Source organism: Staphylococcus pasteuri, from assembly GCF_030547725.1.
Taxonomy (GTDB): domain Bacteria; phylum Bacillota; class Bacilli; order Staphylococcales; family Staphylococcaceae; genus Staphylococcus; species Staphylococcus pasteuri.
In genome coordinates this window covers 93,397-111,089 of sequence record NZ_JAUOQO010000005.1, presented here as the reverse complement: position 1 = coordinate 111,089, position 17,693 = coordinate 93,397, and the positions used below count along the sequence as shown (strand labels likewise).

The window sequence follows — 17,693 nt, the reverse complement described above, 5'->3', positions numbered from 1 at the left end:
AACTAAAGATTTAACTAGACGTGTCATCAGATGATGCGTCTTTTTTAATTTCCAAATATTGGCTAGAACGTGCTAAAAACGTCATGGACGCTGAATCTTTAATTGATGCACAAGCAATCATTGAAATTGAACGTATCATTCTATTGATGTATGCCGAAATTACAAAAGAATTATTAGCTTTTTATGCAAAATATGCCAAAGATACTGGACTGAGTATTCAAGAAGTTAAGAAAATGGCTGATTCATTTGATGTACTAGCATTTAGTAACAAAGCGAAACAATTTGTTGAGCGTAAAGATTTCAGTGAAGAGGCGAATCAATCGCTCAAACAATACAACTTAACGATGAAAATCTCTAGAGAAAAACTGTTAAAGCAGCAGCTAGATTTGATTGTGAAAGATTCTAGTTTAAATCTTCAAAATAAAATTGAGGATAAGCTAAGTGACGCAGTTAATAGAGAAGTAAAGAGACAAGCACATATTCTAGGTGAACATGTTCAAATTGATGACACTGAAGTGAAAGCAGTCGTTAATAGTAATTTCAAAGGTGTTAAATGGTCTACTAGATTATGGAATGATATGGAACTTGTTCAAAAGGAAGTTGAGAGGGTAACAAGTCATGTCGTTATTCGAGGTCGACATCCTAATGAATTTGTTTCTGAGTTTAAAAAGCAAACCAATTCTACTTCTTATAACGCCAGTAGATTATTAGTAACCGAATCAGCACGTGTACAAACAGAATCACAAAAGATAGCTTATCTTAAAGATTTAGGTGAAGATGGCGAATATAAATATGTTGCCAAAATAGATAGTAAAACATCTAAATTATGTCATTCACTCAATGGTAAAACATTTAAAGTTAAAGATATGGTTCCAGGTGTGAATGCGCCACCTATGCATCCTTGGTGTAGAAGTACAACAGTGCCACATGTCGGCAGTTGGCGAGACAAGTTCTTTAAAGAACGTGAAGGTAAATATCAAGTAGAGAATAAAGAGTCCGAAAAAGAAAAATTACAAGAAAAAGCTAAAAAAGAAATGCTTGAAATGATTGAAAGTGGTAAAATAAAAATAGAAATAAATCCTGAAAAACAGAATAGACATAACAAAAATCATCAATTGTTTAAAAATAGTAAAAGACAAGCAATAATAAATAATTATTTATTACCAAGTTATACTACTGTATCAATTCAAAAACTTAATGAATTATTAACAGACAAAGTAGGGACAGGTGAAATTTTATTATTAAGAGATAAGTTTAATCAAAAAGAGATAATAGATTTTGAATTTGTAATTGGAAAATCATTTGTAGGAGGTAATTATATAGATACAACTTTTGGAAAAGTACATTATTCTAGAACAGGAACACATGTAGTTCCATATGTTAAAAAGGAGGTTGAATAATGAGAATAGCAAGGGCCTATGGTCATAAAGTTAAAGTAATTTTAAAAGATAATAATAATATAATTGGAAATGTCATTAATTTTGAAAACCCAATCGAAAGTGATACTGGAAATTTCGTAATGGACTTAGATACCTCAATGGGTATATATTCTATAGATGACTCTGAAATTAAGGACATACAAATAATTACAAAATAGCATCCTTTCTACACAAATATATAGAAAGTGGTGCTATTTTTATATATTATTTTAACCTTCCAATGTGAAGGTTATTTTTTATTGTCCAAAACGTGCTGATGACATTTTAGTATCCAATTAACTTTAGAAATTGTAATTGAATACCACAACTAAAAAAATAACTATTGTAGTTATTATATATATTTATAATATAATATTTTTATAAAATTTTCAGTATTCAAAGGTGTTTAAATAGTTTTTACATAACTAGATGGAAATATAATAATGAAAGAATTACGTGAAATTTTGGACAACGAAATTAAGATAGATAAAAAAAGAGAAAGAAAAAGAACAATGATTTTCAAAACAAAATTCAAAATGAGCTGATTATATGAAGAAGCCTATATTAAGGTTAGATGGTGAGATGACAAAAGAAGAACTATTTGATTTTTTAAATATAGATATCGAAGAATATTCGGTCGAAAAGAAACAAGAAAACGAAATGAAAGAATTGACTGATGAAGACTCAATTAAAACTATAGATGAATGAGTAATTTTTAAAATTAATAGTAGGTTAATAGGTAATGTTATTAGTTTTGTTGATCAGAGGTGAAAGTGATTGCTAACTTTAAAAATTAAAGAAATAAATGATAAAAGTGTTACATATAAATATTATCCAAATGATGATGAAAATATTAAACCTGGTGTTATTCAAATGGATATAGATAGTCTTCAAATTCTCAATGCCAAAAAATCTGGTATTGAGAATAATACAATAGATAATTATTTCATACATGCAATTGATAGAATACACACGAATACTAATAAGCGATTATTTCCTGATTCTGAACTTGTAGCATGGGGATAAAACACTTATACAGTGATTTAGCTTATTTTTTAATTATTTAAAGGAGTAAAAATTATGGTAGAATTATACAAAGTCAAAGAAAGTGACAATCAAATTGAATATAAATATTTGCCTGAAAATAAAATAAGCAATGGATATGGCCAAGTAATAGTAAATAAAAATAATAATAGAGTTGATAGTTATACTTTGTCGAAATTAGAAATAGATAATGATATTTTGATATATAGAAATCATGTGTATCATGCTATTAAAAAATTTAATATGAATGGTTATTTTCCAGAAAAATATACTGTTGCTTGGTATTAAAATATATATGTGGGTGATATAAATGGTAATACTACAATTAGATGGTAATATACCTATAGAGGATTTAATAGAAGACTTGCAAGAGGATTTGAAAAAATTAAATGAAGAAAATGAATAGTAACAACAATCAGAATTAAGATATGATTTATATTCTTATAAAAATGTAGGTGAGAATATTGCATATAAGAGATGCTTATGGTCATAATGTAAAGGTAATTTTAACAAATGGAGATGAATTAAAAGGTAGAGTAATTGATTATGAAAACCCATTAGAAACAGACACTGGCAATTATGATATGGATCTTAAGACAGATTTGTGTACATACTCTATTGATGAATCCGATATAAAACAAATTGAAATTATAGAAAAGTAAATTTTATTAGGAAGTGGTTATTATGCATTTTGCACAGTTAGATGGTGAAATAACCAATAAATAGTCGCAAGAATTATTGGAAAAAGAATATAAGAAAGCGATAGAATTAGAAAAACAAAAAATCAAAAGATTAGTAGCATCCTTTCAGCATAGATAAAGAGAAAGTGATGCTATTTATATATTCTTTTAACTTTCCAATGTAAAGGTTATTTTTTATTACCCAAAACATACTGATGACAATAAAATACAAAATAGATATCAACTTTCTCAAACATATATACTTACTAAACTTCCTAACCATTAATTCAAATAAAAAAGCATCACTCCACAATAGAATGATGCCCTCTTTAATACCTATATGTATCTACTATATCAACGCTAACAATTGATCTACATTTTCTTCAGTTGTTGCCCAGCTTGTCGCAAATCTTACAACTCGATGTTGATCATCGTATTTTTCCCAAATTGCGAATTTCACTTTTTGCTCTAGTTCTGAAATTTTCTCATTACTTAATATAAAGAATTGTTGATTTGTAGGTGAATCAAAATATAATTGATAACCTTTTTCTAGGAATCCGGCTTTCATTTTATTTGCCATTTCAATTGCATGACGGCTAATTTTGAAATACAAATCATCATTAAATAACTCAAGAAATTGAATTCCTGTTAATCTTCCTTTAGCTAATAAAGCACCGTGATGCTTAATACGTGTTGTAAATTGTTTTGGTTCATTTTGTTTTGTAAATACTATTGCTTCTCCGCAAAGTGCACCAATTTTTGTACCACCAATATAAAATATATCGCAATACTTAGCTACGTCTTCAATAGTTAAGTCTGATTGATCGCTCATTAATCCATATCCTAATCTTGCGCCATCCATAAATAGAGGGAGATTGTGTTTTTGACATACTTTAGATAAAGATTCTAATTCTGGTTTTGTATATAAAGTACCATACTCGGTTGGATGTGAAATATAGACCATTCCTGGAAATACCATGTGATCACGTTTGAAATCACTATTGAAAGTGTCTAAATAGTCCTCAACACCTTTTGCAGTTATTTTTCCTTCAGACGAAGGTATAGCTAAAACTTTATGCCCACTATATTCGATAGCTCCACCTTCATGTACAGCAACATGTCCTGTGTCCGCTGAAATTACACCTTCATAACTTTCTAGTACTGAATTAATGACAACTTGATTTGTTTGTGTCCCACCGACAAGAAATCGAACAGTTGCTTCAGGACAATTGATTCTATTTTTAATTTGTTGGATTGCTTGTTCTGTAAAATGATCGAATCCATATCCTGCTGCTTGGACTCTATTTGTTTCTACTAAACGATTTAATACTTTTTCATGTGCACCTTCTAAATAATCATTTTCAAAAGATAGCATTTACTTTCCCTCCAATAAATCAGTGAAATACTTTTTCAAATAAGCGATATTTTTCTTATTACTTACATGAATGAATATATTATATCTTATTTTAAATTTATTTCAAATATATTCCGAACAATATAATTTTAATGCGAATCGTATTGACCTGGTTAAACTTCAATATTAATTGAATTATTAATGAAAAAGACTTATCATTTAATCATCAAAGTGAAAAGGGGAATTGAATATGGAACAAATTAAATTTAAAACTTTTATAGAAAGTAGCTTAGATAAATTAGAAAATAGTGTGAATCAATATTTACAATCAGATGAAGGTGCAAGTTATAAGTTATTAAATATTACGATTAAAGAGACTGAAGAACACAGATTTCCAAATATTGAAGAAGATTTTAATGCGGTTGTGACTTTAGTTAAAAATGATAAAAATTAAAAGATAAAATGTTGTTAGGAGATTATGTTTATGGAACTAAGGTTTTCTCATGATTTGGGTATGCTATTTACAATATTATTAGTTATAGGTTTTGTAATTAATATTATTTTAGCGTTTATAATTATATTTTTAGAAAGAAATCGTCGTAGTGCTAGTTCAACTTGGGCATGGCTATTTGTATTATTTGTATTACCATTAATTGGTTTTATTCTATATTTATTCTTCGGACGCACAGTGTCTAAAAGAAAATTAGATAAAAATAATGGTAATGAATTAGATGCATTTAATGAGCTCATAGACAAACAAATCAAAGAATTTGATGAAAAAACTTATGATACCGACAATCAATTAGTAAAGAAACATCATGATTTAGTTCGAATGTTATTAATGAACCAAGATGGTTTTATTACTGAAAATAACCATCTAGATTTATTTACTGATGGACATGAACTTTATGATCAAATGCTTGAAGATATTCGCAATGCGAAAGATTACATACATTTAGAATATTTTGGATTTGAGTTAGATGGTTTAGGTCAACGTATTATCAAAGCCTTGGAAGAAAAACTTAAAGAAGGATTAGAAGTTAAGCTACTATATGATGATGTTGGATCTAAAAAAATAAGTAGAGCTAATTTTAAACATTTCAATGAGCTAGGTGGAGAAGTGGAAGCATTCTTTGCCTCTAAATTACCTATCATTAACTTTAGAATGAATAACCGTAATCACCGTAAAATTGTTGTTATCGATGGCCAAGTTGGTTATATTGGTGGGTTTAATGTAGGTGATGACTATTTAGGTTTAGGTAAATTAGGTTACTGGAGAGATACTCATTTTAGAATTAAAGGGAATGCTGTAGATGGATTGCAAACACGATTTATGATGGATTGGAATTCTCAAGCACATAGACCTCAATTTGAATATAATGATAAGTATTTTCCGAAGAAACAAGTACAAGATGGACATGTACCAATGCAAATTGTGGCAAGTAGTCCAGCGGAAGATTGGCATCAAATTGAATTTGGTTATACTAAAATGATTATGAGTGCTAAGAAATCTATTTATATTCAAACACCTTATTTTATACCAGATAATTCTTATATTAATGCCATCAAAATGGCTGCAGCTACTGGTATCGAAGTACATATGATGATTCCTAGTAAGCCTGACCATCCATTCGTATACTGGGCTACATTTGCTAATGCAGCACAGTTATTAGAAAGTGGAGTACATATCTACACTTACGAAAATGGATTCTTACATTCTAAAGTATGTTTAATTGATGATGAAGTTGTTTCTGTAGGGTCTGCTAATATGGACTATAGAAGTTTCGAACTTAACTTTGAAGTTAATGCATTTGTTTATGATGAAAAAATGGCTAAAAAGATCAAGCATGCATATAAAGAAGACATTAAAAAGTCAAATGAACTTACACTAGAAGGATATAAAAATCGTTCTCTAAAAATTAAGATTAAAGAAGATTTGGCGAAATTAATTTCACCAATATTATAACCTTAGAATCTGTCACATAAAGTGGCAGATTTTTTATTTTACGATATTAATATTATGTTAACTATAATATGAAAGTTTTAAGAGTAAAGGATGGCTTTAGATGATCCATTTTTCTTATCTACGTGTGTAGATAGCAATTTTAATATTTCAATGGCTCTGTAAGTGGGTGTTTCAATACTTAAAGTATGTTCAAAGGTGTGGTTTTGAGCAGTTTTAACGCGATAGGTTACTTGGTGGCTATCAATGATACAATCAATAATTTCCATTTTTCCTCCTTTTAAAGTCTTAAGAATTGGAATTAAGCGGTTTATTAATGTATATATACCACTAAAATTTAAAATTATTCACTAATTCTTTATTTAAATATTAAATTTGTACAGTTAAATAAATTAAAAACAGACAATTGAATTAAACATCAATTGTCTGCTTTAAAATACGTGTGTTATAAGGTTTTTTCATTACTATTAGGTTATCTTTTTCTTTTGTTCATAAAATTAGTTATTAAATAAACAATAAACCCTACAAAGATACCTAAAAAGATTGAAACTACTGCAGATACAATAGTTGGAAATTTAAATGCAACTTGCATCACAATACCTACAAGCACTGCTACAATAACAGCTATAAGTGTAACTCTATTTTCACTAGACATACGGGTTATTCACTCCTAACATACAGTATTATATCACGGTAATCATTAATTAAAAATTCATAATTAATATTGACGCTATGTTTATTTTTCATTATGATTAGTCAGGATAAAAAAGTAAGAATGGGTGACATCAATGAAATCAAAAAAATCTCTATCAACACTCGCGTTGGTAATTATAGCTATCTTTGTATTATTGTTTCAATATATTAATCATTCAGGACCATTTAGTGGTAATCAATCTGAAGTTTCTAGTACGGATTTAAAAGGAAAAGAAAAAGTTCATGTAGAAAGAGTCGTTGACGGAGATACCTTTGTCGCCAAACAAGGTAATAAAAGTATTAAAGTGAGATTAATCGGTGTAGATACACCTGAAACTGTCAAACCTAATACGCCAGTTCAACCTTATGGAAAAGAAGCGTCTAATTATAGTAAGAAAACATTATCTGATAAAGATGTATATCTAGAATATGATAAAGAAAAGAATGATAGATACGGTAGAACCTTAGCATACGTATGGTTAGATAAAGACCATATGTTTAACAAGGAGTTAGTTGATAAAGGATTAGCAAGAGAGAAATACTTTGCACCGAATGGTAAGTATAGAGATATGTTTATTAAAGCTCAAAATGAAGCTAAGAAAAAGAAAGTTAATCTTTGGAGTTAAATAGATAAAATAATAAATAAAAGACCAGTTCAAAATGATTAAATGTTTTGAACTGGTCTTTTGGTATGTCCACTTTAATTGAATTGTTCGGTAATTTGATTCACTTGATCTTCGGTCAATGGATGTTTTGATAAATGAACTGCATCTTTGATTACTTTTTCTAAAGAAGATTTTGTTGATACAGTGTCTACGTATTTATCGCTTTCTCCAGAACCTTCGATAATATTTACTGATCCATCGTTAAAGTAGATGACACCAATACTTTGAATCTTAAAGTTAAATTGTCCTTCAATTTGGTCTTTAAGCGCTTTAGCGTTATTAGCAGCTTGTTGATATGGATCATAATCATAAAATTCAAAAATAACACGGTTATCTTGAAGGGTTTCGATAAATGTATATACGCCTTCACGAGTTGTATTAAATTGTTCATGATATTGTTCACTAATGTAATGACCTACTATTTTGTCTCTATCTAAAGGTTGTTGATCCTTATCGATATGTTTATCTGGAACATCGAAATGATAGAACGTTTTTTGGTTCCAATGTTTAACATCGACATTGATTAAACCAACGTCTGTTACAATAATGAAATCGAAAGATCTCACATATTCAAATAAAGGATGTTTTGTTGCCAAATTACTTGTAGTAATGATGTTATAGAATTTTAGTTGATCATCCTCGATAAATTTGTCCAAAATACCTCTTAAATCACGTTTAGCATTTTTTAAAGCGTGAGGACTAATGTCTTTGTTAGTACTAAGCATTTGATTTTTTAAAGAAAGATTTTCTTCACTTAAAGCTGAATTTTTTGCAACGATTTGATTTTTAGCGTATTCTTCTGTTTCAACTCTACTTTTTAAATACTGTTGATTCAAGAAAAATACAATAATCAAAACAATGATGATAATTATTAGAATTATCGATAATGTTGACATAATTTTCACCCGAATCTCTTTAATTTTTAAATAAAAAATACAAATGAATGATTACGATAAATATATTTAATTTTAAAGTAACGCAAACATAAATATTATCGTAATTACACACTTGATAACACAATATAAATTATAAACTTCCGGTTAATGATGTTCAATCTATAGCAGGTGAAATTAAGAATATTGTATGAACTTTTAATCTAAAACTTCCTATAATTTAATATGATGGGTGTAATATTTTACGACACTCAATTAAAACTGTGGATATAATAAAATTTTATAGCATTAAATATAGATTTTACTAATTGTTCACAAATAACCAATTGAAAAATTTTAAGTATATAGGTATAATCAATCTTATGAAAGCGTTTACTAAGAAGGTGGTGTGCTTATACATGGAAGAACATTTAAACACTAAAACATTAGTTGAAGAATTAATTCAAACTTCATCTCAATCATTCAAATTTCATGGTGTAGTTGCCATGCAATTGTTTTTAAGTGATGATTTTGAACTACCTTCAAAAGTAGATATTTGTGTAGAACGTAAAAAATTAATAGAAATTGTAAAAGCAATTCCTAAGACATTCACAGTTTGTTTATATAATAAAGCAGGGGAATGTTTTAAAAATCGTAACATAGCTTTAAAGGATATTACCCATGTAAATGTATATGATGACCAACAACATATCATGGAAATTTTTGTTTATGATGTTGTAAATGATGAATGGGTATTTAGATTAGATAATAAAATTCGTTTACCAAAGGATAATATATATTTCCACTCATTAAATAATGGTGTGGATTATATTAAACCCGAAATTGTTCTAATGTATGATTTATTAGACAATCAAAATTACCATCAATTTTCAAACTATAAACGAGTGATTGATTCATTAAGTTATTACCAATTCTTTATTCTCAAACTTGTAGTAGGCGAGAAAAGGATAAAAGAGGCAATTATTAATAATAAAAAGATATTAGAATCATAAAAAGCAACTTTCTATTTGGAATCTTATCCATTCCATAATAGAAAGTTGCTTTATTTTTAGCTATTCTTTAATACACACGCCATGGTAACAGAATTCATAAGTTGATCTAACCGCTTTTTCTGCATCTTCCACTTTAATTCCAAACATCATAGATATTTCTGAAGCACCTTGGTTTATCATTTTTAAATTAATATTAGATTCAGCTAGAGCATGTGTAATCTTGCTAGCTGTACCTACAACTCTGTTCATACCCTCTCCAACAATCATAAGGATAGCTAGATCATGGTCGATACTTAATTCATCGACATCACAATGTTTTTGAATATCGTTTAATACCCGACTTTCAATATTTTTAATTTGATTGGAACGCATAACTATACTGATATTATCAATTCCAGAAGGCATATGATCGAATGAAATATTGTAATCTTCAAATACACCTAGAACCTTTCTAGTAAAACCTACTTGTCTATTCATTAAATATTTTTTGATATTGATTACTGTAAAGTCCTTATCACAACTAATACCACTAATGACATTTTTAGAATTAATTTCTCGGTCATGTAATATATATGTCCCTTTATCTTCTGGTCGATTAGTATTTTTTATAACTACAGGAATACGATCTTTATGTAATGGTTGAAGCGCTTCATCATGAAATACACTGAAACCAGCATAAGATAACTCACGCATTTCTCTATAAGTAATTTCTTCAATAATTTCAGGATCTTTGATGATATTTGGGTTAGCTTTATAAATACCAGAAACATCAGTAAAGTTCTCATAAAGTGAGGCTCTAACACCACGTGCAATAATAGCGCCGGTTATGTCTGAACCACCTCTTGGGAAAGTAACTATAAAATTATGTTTTGAAACGCCAAAGAAGCCAGGAATAATTAATTTTTCCTTATAGTCATTTAATTTATAAATCTGTTCATATGAAGAATCCAATATTTGAGCTTGTTTTGGTAAATCTGTTACCCAAATACCTGCTTCTTTAGGTGAAATATACCTTGTTGGGATACCTTGACTATTATTATATGTGGCAATGAGTTGAGCGTTAAAGTCTTCACCACATGACACAATCGCATCGTATAGTCGAGAGGGTTTATCTTTAAGTTCATGAATATAATGTTCAAGAGTATGATCGATTGTATCGAGAATATCACGATCCATATCGAGCTCATCAACGATATCAGCGTATCTTTGAATAATTTCTTGTTTTTTATGTTGATAATCAATGTTATTTATCGCTTTTTCATACAAACGAATTAATAAATCTGTCGTTTTAATATCATCTTTTGATCTTTTACCTGGTGCAGAAACGATAATAATTTTTCTTTCTGGATCTTCATTAACTATCTTTAATACTTTTTTAATTTGTTTGGCGTTGGAAACAGAACTGCCTCCAAATTTAGCTACTTTCATAAATAAAACAACCTTTCTAAAAAATCAGAAAATTTCATTCAGTTTTTGTCTAGAGAATGGTATATAAAATTATATTTCTATTATTGCGAACTTTACAAAAATTAAGAATAATTCTATACTATACCATCATATAGTATTTTTCAACGATACATTTGTTTTTCTCAAATGAACAAGGAGGTACAGCTAAATGAAAGAATTAAATATAGCATTACTTGGTTTAGGTACGGTCGGATCAGGTGTTGTTAAAATTATCGAAGAGAATAGGCAACAAATTAAGGATACACTTAATAAAGATATAGTTATCAAACATATACTTGTTAGGGATAAGTCAAAAAAGCGACCGCTAAATATTAGCCAATATCACTTAACTGACGATGTTAATGAAATTTTAGAAGATGATTCTATTGATATTGTCGTTGAAGTAATGGGTGGTATCGAACCAACAGTTGATTGGCTTCGTACTGCATTGAAAAATAAAAAGCATGTTATTACGGCAAATAAAGATTTATTGGCTGTACATTTAAAATTGTTGGAAGATTTAGCCGAAACTAATGGCGTTGCATTAAAATTCGAAGCAAGTGTAGCAGGTGGAATTCCGATTGTGAATGCAATCAATAATGGATTAAATGCTAATAACATTTCAAAATTTATGGGTATTCTGAATGGAACATCAAATTTCATTCTTTCAAAAATGACTCAAGACCAAACATCATTTGAAGATGCTCTTGAAGAAGCAAAGCGTCTCGGTTTTGCAGAAGCGGATCCTACTGATGACGTTGATGGTATTGATGCCGCTAGAAAAGTTGTTATTACATCTTATTTATCATTTAATCAGGTAATTAAGTTAAATGAGGTTAAATTAAAAGGTATTAGAGAAACAACATTATCTGATATTAATGCAGCTAAATCTTTAGGATATAAAATCAAATTAATTGGTAAAGGTACATATAGTAATGGAAAGGTTAATGCATCAGTCGAACCGACGTTGATCGATGAAAATCATCAACTTGCTGCAGTTGAAAATGAATATAATGCAATATACGTTATCGGTGATGCTGTAGGGGACACAATGTTTTATGGTAAAGGTGCTGGAAGTTTAGCTACAGGTAGCGCAGTTGTTAGTGATTTACTAAATGTAGCATTATTCTTTGAGTCGAATTTACATACACTACCGCCTCATTTTGAATTGAAAACAGAAGAAACTAGAGAAATGATGGATAATGATAAAGCAGTGTTAAAACAAGAAAAACTTAACTTCTATGTTGTTCTTAAAGCACAACACAATTCTGAAGAAAAGTTAGAAAATGAACTCAAAGCACATTTACCGTTCCATAAATCATTGAAAATAACTAAAAGAGACGGAGATACATTTGCAACGGTTATTATAGGGTTAGATCAATCACCAGAACAACTATTAAATGACGCAGGATTTGAAGTAAGTAAAATTTATCCTGTAGAAGGGGTTTAATTTTTATGAAAAGATGGCAAGGATTAGTTAAAGAATTCGATACGTATTTACCGGTAAATGAAAACACACCTCATTTAACATTGAACGAAGGAAACACACCTTTAATTTATTGTGAAAACATGTCTGAAATGTTAGGTATAGAATTATATGTAAAATATGAAGGTGCAAATCCTACTGGTTCTTTTAAAGATAGAGGAATGGTAATGGCTGTAACTAAAGCCAAAGAACAAGGTAAAAAAATCGTGATTTGTGCTTCAACAGGTAATACATCTGCATCTGCAGCGGCTTATGCAGCAAGAGCTGGTTTAAAAGCAATTGTTGTAATTCCAGAAGGTAAAATTGCTTTAGGGAAATTATCTCAAGCCGTTATGTATGGTGCAGAAATTGTTTCTATTGAAGGAAACTTTGATGAAGCCTTAGAAATTGTTAAAGAAATCGCTAAAAATGGAGATATTGAACTAGTTAACTCTGTGAATCCATTCAGAATTGAAGGTCAAAAAACAGGTGCCTTTGAATTAGTAGAACAATTAGACGGTCAAGCACCAGATATTTTATCTATTCCAGTAGGTAATGCAGGAAATATTACAGCTTATTGGAAAGGTTTCAAAGAATATCATGATAAAAAGGGTAGTCAACTTCCACAATTATTTGGTTTCCAAGCTGAAGGTGCATCACCAATTGTTCAGAATAAAGTGATTAAAAATCCAGAAACAGTAGCGACTGCCATTCGTATCGGTAACCCTGCTAGTTGGGATAAAGCTACAAATGCATTACAAGAATCTCAAGGTTTAATTGACAGCGTTACAGATGAAGAGATATTAGAGGCATATCAAATGATGACTTCTAAAGAAGGTGTGTTTAGTGAACCAGCAAGTAATGCATCTATAGCTGGACTTATTAAACTTCACCGTGCAGGACGTTTGCCTAAAGGTAAAAAAGTAGTCGCTGTTCTAACTGGAAATGGATTAAAAGATCCTGATACTGCCATTTCTTTATTAGATAATCCTATTCAACCACTTCCAAACGATAAAGAAAGTATCATTAAATATATTAAAGGGGCTCTTTAAAATGGAAGTAATATTAAAGTTGAAAATTCCCGCTTCAACAGCAAATTTAGGTGTTGGTTTTGACTCAATTGGTATGGCTTTAAATAAGTATCTGTATATGGATATAAAAGAGATTCAAGGTGATCAATGGGAATTTAACTACTTTAATGAAGAATTAGAGACTTTACCTAAAGATAATTCAAATTACATCTATAAAGTTGCACAATTAGTTGCTAAAAAATATCAAGTTGAATTGCCAGCTTTAAATATTGATATGAGAAGTGATATACCTTTAGCAAGAGGTTTAGGTTCTTCAGCTTCAGCATTAGTAGGTGCGCTATATATTGCTAATCATTTTGGTAATATTCAATTATCTCAATATGAATTACTTCAATTAGCGACTGAAATAGAAGGTCATCCTGATAATGTTGCACCTACAATTTATGGAGGTTTAATATCTGGTTATTACAACTCAGAATCAAAAGTAACAGATGTTGCTCGAATAGATGTACCTAAGGTAGATGTTATATTAACGATTCCTCCTTATGAACTTAAAACTGAAGAATCACGTAAGGCATTACCAGATACATTTTCCCATGCTAATGCTGTCAAAAATAGCGCGATAAGTAATACAATGATTTGTGCGTTGATACAACACAAATATGATTTAGCTGGAAAAATGATGGAACAAGATGGTTTTCATGAACCATATAGACAGCATTTAATTCCAGAATTTGAAAAGATTAGAAATATTTCTAAAGCACACCATGCATATGCAACCGTAATTAGTGGAGCTGGACCGACTGTACTAACTTTGAGCCCTAGGGAACATAGTGGTGAAATAGTAAGAACGTTAAAGAATGAAATGTCGCATTGTATTTCAGAATTAGTAACGATAAATGAGGTTGGTGTAATTGAAGAAGTAGTGTACCAATAAGCTCGTTTTGATGTAAAATATAGATAAGTCATTGAAAGGAGATTCGGAATAATATGAGCAAATATAAAGTAGTTGTTATGGATATGGATGACACACTAATGAATAGTGAGAATAAGGTATCTCCAGAAACACAATCTTATCTTATCGACATTCAAGACAAAGGTTACAAAGTTGTATTAGCATCCGGACGACCAACAGAAGGTATGATTCCCGTTGCGAGAACTTTAAAATTAAATGAACATGAAAGTTATATTATTAGTTATAATGGTGGTAAAACAATTAACATGATTTCTGAAAAGGTAGAAGTAAGTAAAACCGTTTCGAAAGAGAACTTCGATGAAATTGTCGATTACTGTAGAGAAAAAGGATTTTTAGTATTAACTTATGACGATGGACATATTATTTATGATGGTGAACATGAATATATGAATATTGAATCTGAACTTACCGGACTACCTATGAAACGTGTTGATGATATTAAATCATATATTACACATGGTGTACCAAAAGTAATGGGTGTTGATTATGTTGGTAATATTACTGAAGCACGTATTGATTTAAATGGTTATTTTAATGAAGAAATTGACGTTACAACTAGTAAACCATTCTTCTTAGAATTTATGGCAAGAGACGTTTCAAAAGGGAACGCAATTACTGCTTTATGTGAAAAATTAAATATATCACTTGAGGAAGTTATCGCATTTGGCGACAGTTTAAATGACCAATCTATGTTAGATGTTGTAGGATATGCTGTTGCAATGGGTAATGCAAGTGACGAGTTAAAAGAAAAAGCGGATGAAGTCACATTAGATAATGATTCGAATGGTATACCACATACTCTAAAAAAACTACTATAATGTAAATAAATAGACTTAGGTATTTTTAAGGATAATTAAATAGCGTTAAATAATGAATGCTATCAACCTAATCCAAGTAAAGATACCTAAGTCTATTTTTGTCTATTGAATTTATTTAGCTGTGTGAGTCCAATCTTTTTTTCCTCTATAGCGCTTAACATGTGCATAAACTTGATCTGCTGCATAGTCAAGGTTAGTATATACAGTTATAGTAAAAGCTGATTGGTTATCTTGAAATTTTTCCTCTAAATATACTTCTTTAAGATGTGTGAATAAGTTACTCATTTGGTCATGATTTAAACTTGGGTATTCTCTTAATGTATTTTTTACTAATTGACCATTCTTTTCCTCTAAAGCTTGTACAACAATTACAAAACGTTCATCATTTTTAATCACATCATCGAACAAATTTGTTTGACCAATCATTTTAACCACCTCTAAGCCTTATTTCTTAATTTTATTATACATGATTACGAGCGCTCAGAAAATAAAGATTAACTAGGAATTAATTGTAATTTATTGATTATTGTATAGAAAATTTAAATAAAAATACCTTCCAATTAAAAACCTATAAATCGGCTTGAATTGAAAGGTATAAAATATTTAAACTATAGATATATTAACTATTCATTTTTAAAGATATGAGAACTTAAATCCATATTTTCAAGTTTTACAAATTTAGTTTTCTTAATGAGTTTATGGACAATGAAAATAATTGCCAAAATAATGAGTGGTGTAAAGTTTCGAATAACACTTACCCAATCTCCTGAAACAATACTTCCAAATGAACTACCAAATAATAAAAATAGTAAAGTTGCTATAACTATAATTGGACCAAATGGATAAAATGGAGCTTTATAAGGTAACAACTCATTAATGTTTTTACCTTGCTTTTTAATTGCACTGCGTACTCTAATTTGTGCCCAGATACTTGATCCCCAAACGACGATGACCATTGAGCCAATAATATTTAATAAATTGAATACCGCATTCGAATTAAAATTAGCATATATAACTACTGCTACAACTAAAATATAAGTAGTTAAAATGGCTCTAATTGGTAATTTCGTTGTTTTATTTAATGTTTTAAAGAATTGAGGTGCTTGTTTATCTACACTTAACGAATAAAGCATTCGACTTGTAGTATAAATACCTGAATTTGCTGCTGATAGTAGTGACGTTAGTATTACAGCATTAATAACTGAAGCTGCAAAGGCGATACCAATTTTATCAAATACAATCGTAAATGGACTTTGTGTTACAGATTGGCTTTCGTTTAATAGCAATGGATCAGTATATGGGATTATAGCGGCAATAACTGCTATAGATAATACATAGAATAATAAAATTCTCCAAAATACTTGCTTAATTGCTTTAGGCATGGATTTACTAGGATCACTAGATTCTCCAGCAGTAACTGCGACCACTTCAGTCCCACCAACAGAAAAGCCAGCAACTAATAAAACACTTAAAATACCAGAAATACCACCAACAAAAGGTGCTTGTCCTTTAGTATAATTTTCAAAGCCATATGTATGGCCGCCTAAAATACCAAAAATCATTAATAATCCCAATATAATAAATACAATAATAGTAACTACTTTGATGAGAGATAACCAAAATTCAGTTTCACCAAAAGCTTTTACTGAAAAGATATTTAAAAGTAAGAGTAGCGTTATAAAAATTAGGCTCCAAGTTAATGGGCTAAAGAAATTGAAAACATCCCAAAATTTTAAAACATTAGAAGCTACAATAACATCTACACTAGTTACGAGTGTCCACATTCCCCAGTATAACCATCCCATGGTAAAACCTAGTGACGGATCAATAAATCTAGATGAATAAGAACTAAAAGAACCAGATACCGGGTAGAAGGTAGCTAATTCTCCAATTGATGACATTAAGAAATAAAGCATAATCCCAATTAATAAGTAGGCTAGTATAGCACCACCAGGTCCTGCTTCAGAAATGACACTACCAGTAGCGACGAATAATCCTGTTCCAATGGCGCCACCGATAGCAATCATGGTTATGTGTCTGGAGGTTAAACCTCTTTTCATATTATTATCTTCCATATACTGTCTCCCATCTATTTTAAATATATCCATCATTTTAAGTCTTTTGAACCTAGTATTCAATACTAATTAGCACTTTAAAGTGAAAAAACAACAAATTTTCTGATAATTCTAAATAAAATGAGTAGTTTTAGTTTCTTTTTTTGAGGGAATACTTTATAATAGATATTAAATTATAAT

The 17,693-nt window shown here is 29.7% G+C and carries 21 protein-coding genes; 14 read left to right on the top strand and 7 right to left on the bottom strand.

Annotation, left to right across the window (positions count from 1 at the left end):
• The first annotated feature begins 83 nt into the window (after positions 1–83).
• From Q4528_RS06940 to Q4528_RS06915, 6 genes are all read left to right on the top strand, one after another.
• Positions 84–1,400 carry a minor capsid protein gene (locus Q4528_RS06940; protein ID WP_046466859.1) on the top strand — a complete coding sequence of 439 codons (1,317 nt, stop codon included), beginning with the start codon at positions 84–86 and terminating at the stop codon, positions 1,398–1,400.
• Positions 1,400–1,597: a hypothetical protein gene (locus Q4528_RS06935; RefSeq protein ID WP_046466630.1), complete on the top strand. Its 198-nt coding sequence runs from the start codon at positions 1,400–1,402 to the stop codon at positions 1,595–1,597. The genes Q4528_RS06940 and Q4528_RS06935 overlap by 1 nt, the downstream gene beginning before the upstream one ends.
• A 370-nt stretch (positions 1,598–1,967) precedes the next feature.
• Positions 1,968–2,126, top strand: coding sequence for a hypothetical protein (locus Q4528_RS06930; protein WP_155979877.1), 159 nt, complete (start codon positions 1,968–1,970; stop codon positions 2,124–2,126).
• 69 nt (positions 2,127–2,195) lie between these two features.
• Positions 2,196–2,444 (top strand): hypothetical protein, encoded by a 249-nt coding sequence (locus Q4528_RS06925; protein ID WP_029055418.1) that lies wholly within the window; start codon positions 2,196–2,198, stop codon positions 2,442–2,444.
• A 54-nt stretch (positions 2,445–2,498) separates the two neighbouring features.
• Entirely contained in the window at positions 2,499–2,750 is a 252-nt protein-coding gene (locus Q4528_RS06920) for a hypothetical protein (protein WP_029055417.1), read from the top strand.
• A 176-nt stretch (positions 2,751–2,926) separates the two neighbouring features.
• Positions 2,927–3,124 (top strand): hypothetical protein, encoded by a 198-nt coding sequence (locus tag Q4528_RS06915; RefSeq protein WP_017637898.1) that lies wholly within the window; start codon positions 2,927–2,929, stop codon positions 3,122–3,124.
• A 367-nt stretch (positions 3,125–3,491) separates the two neighbouring features.
• Here Q4528_RS06915 and Q4528_RS06910 read toward each other — a convergent pair whose 3' ends face one another.
• Complete coding sequence (locus Q4528_RS06910; RefSeq protein ID WP_017637899.1) at positions 3,492–4,517, bottom strand: threonine aldolase family protein; 1,026 nt, start codon at positions 4,515–4,517, stop codon at positions 3,492–3,494.
• A gap of 229 nt (positions 4,518–4,746) precedes the next feature.
• Here Q4528_RS06910 and Q4528_RS06905 point away from each other — a divergent pair, with 229 nt between their 5' ends.
• Positions 4,747–4,950: a hypothetical protein gene (locus Q4528_RS06905; protein ID WP_017637900.1), complete on the top strand. Its 204-nt coding sequence runs from the start codon at positions 4,747–4,749 to the stop codon at positions 4,948–4,950.
• 30 nt (positions 4,951–4,980) lie between these two features.
• Entirely contained in the window at positions 4,981–6,462 is a 1,482-nt protein-coding gene (gene cls / locus Q4528_RS06900; protein ID WP_046466631.1) for a cardiolipin synthase, read from the top strand.
• A gap of 77 nt (positions 6,463–6,539) precedes the next feature.
• Here the strand turns inward: cls and Q4528_RS06895 are convergent, their stop codons facing one another.
• Together Q4528_RS06895 and Q4528_RS06890 are read right to left on the bottom strand one after the other, a co-directional pair.
• Positions 6,540–6,728, bottom strand: a complete 189-nt coding sequence (locus Q4528_RS06895) for a hypothetical protein (protein ID WP_017636441.1) — start codon at positions 6,726–6,728, stop codon at positions 6,540–6,542.
• Positions 6,729–6,931: 203 nt separating this feature from the next.
• Complete coding sequence (locus tag Q4528_RS06890) at positions 6,932–7,114, bottom strand: hypothetical protein (protein ID WP_046466632.1); 183 nt, start codon at positions 7,112–7,114, stop codon at positions 6,932–6,934.
• 133 nt (positions 7,115–7,247) lie between these two features.
• Between Q4528_RS06890 and nucI the strand changes: the two genes are divergently transcribed.
• A complete protein-coding gene (gene nucI / locus Q4528_RS06885) occupies positions 7,248–7,778 on the top strand; it encodes a thermonuclease NucI (RefSeq protein WP_017636439.1) in 531 nt (176 codons plus the stop codon).
• Positions 7,779–7,852: 74 nt separating this feature from the next.
• On the opposite strand, the gene Q4528_RS06880 is transcribed toward nucI, so the two are convergent.
• Positions 7,853–8,713, bottom strand: a complete 861-nt coding sequence (locus Q4528_RS06880) for a hypothetical protein (protein ID WP_037555472.1) — start codon at positions 8,711–8,713, stop codon at positions 7,853–7,855.
• A 395-nt stretch (positions 8,714–9,108) separates the two neighbouring features.
• Between Q4528_RS06880 and Q4528_RS06875 the strand changes: the two genes are divergently transcribed.
• Positions 9,109–9,702 (top strand): hypothetical protein, encoded by a 594-nt coding sequence (locus Q4528_RS06875; protein ID WP_029055411.1) that lies wholly within the window; start codon positions 9,109–9,111, stop codon positions 9,700–9,702.
• Positions 9,703–9,762: 60 nt separating this feature from the next.
• Here Q4528_RS06875 and Q4528_RS06870 read toward each other — a convergent pair whose 3' ends face one another.
• Positions 9,763–11,130, bottom strand: coding sequence for an aspartate kinase (locus Q4528_RS06870; protein ID WP_046466633.1), 1,368 nt, complete (start codon positions 11,128–11,130; stop codon positions 9,763–9,765).
• Between the two features lie 187 nt (positions 11,131–11,317).
• Between Q4528_RS06870 and Q4528_RS06865 the strand changes: the two genes are divergently transcribed.
• Genes Q4528_RS06865 through Q4528_RS06850 form a run of 4 tightly spaced genes read left to right on the top strand, consistent with a single transcriptional unit; the run spans position 11,318 to position 15,438 of the window.
• Complete coding sequence (locus Q4528_RS06865; protein WP_046466634.1) at positions 11,318–12,598, top strand: homoserine dehydrogenase; 1,281 nt, start codon at positions 11,318–11,320, stop codon at positions 12,596–12,598.
• A 5-nt stretch (positions 12,599–12,603) separates the two neighbouring features.
• Positions 12,604–13,665, top strand: coding sequence for a threonine synthase (thrC, locus tag Q4528_RS06860; protein WP_046466635.1), 1,062 nt, complete (start codon positions 12,604–12,606; stop codon positions 13,663–13,665).
• A gap of 1 nt (position 13,666) precedes the next feature.
• On the top strand, positions 13,667–14,581 hold the full coding sequence (gene thrB, locus Q4528_RS06855; RefSeq protein ID WP_046466636.1) for a homoserine kinase: 915 nt from the start codon (positions 13,667–13,669) through the stop codon (positions 14,579–14,581).
• A gap of 53 nt (positions 14,582–14,634) precedes the next feature.
• The gene (locus Q4528_RS06850) at positions 14,635–15,438 is read left to right on the top strand and encodes a Cof-type HAD-IIB family hydrolase (protein ID WP_046466637.1); all 804 of its coding nucleotides are present in this window, start codon (positions 14,635–14,637) and stop codon (positions 15,436–15,438) included.
• Between the two features lie 111 nt (positions 15,439–15,549).
• Here Q4528_RS06850 and Q4528_RS06845 read toward each other — a convergent pair whose 3' ends face one another.
• Together Q4528_RS06845 and Q4528_RS06840 are read right to left on the bottom strand one after the other, a co-directional pair.
• Positions 15,550–15,864 (bottom strand): hypothetical protein, encoded by a 315-nt coding sequence (locus Q4528_RS06845; RefSeq protein ID WP_029055406.1) that lies wholly within the window; start codon positions 15,862–15,864, stop codon positions 15,550–15,552.
• Positions 15,865–16,061: 197 nt separating this feature from the next.
• Positions 16,062–17,513, bottom strand: a complete 1,452-nt coding sequence (locus Q4528_RS06840) for an amino acid permease (RefSeq protein ID WP_029055405.1) — start codon at positions 17,511–17,513, stop codon at positions 16,062–16,064.
• Positions 17,514–17,693: the final 180 nt, after the last annotated feature.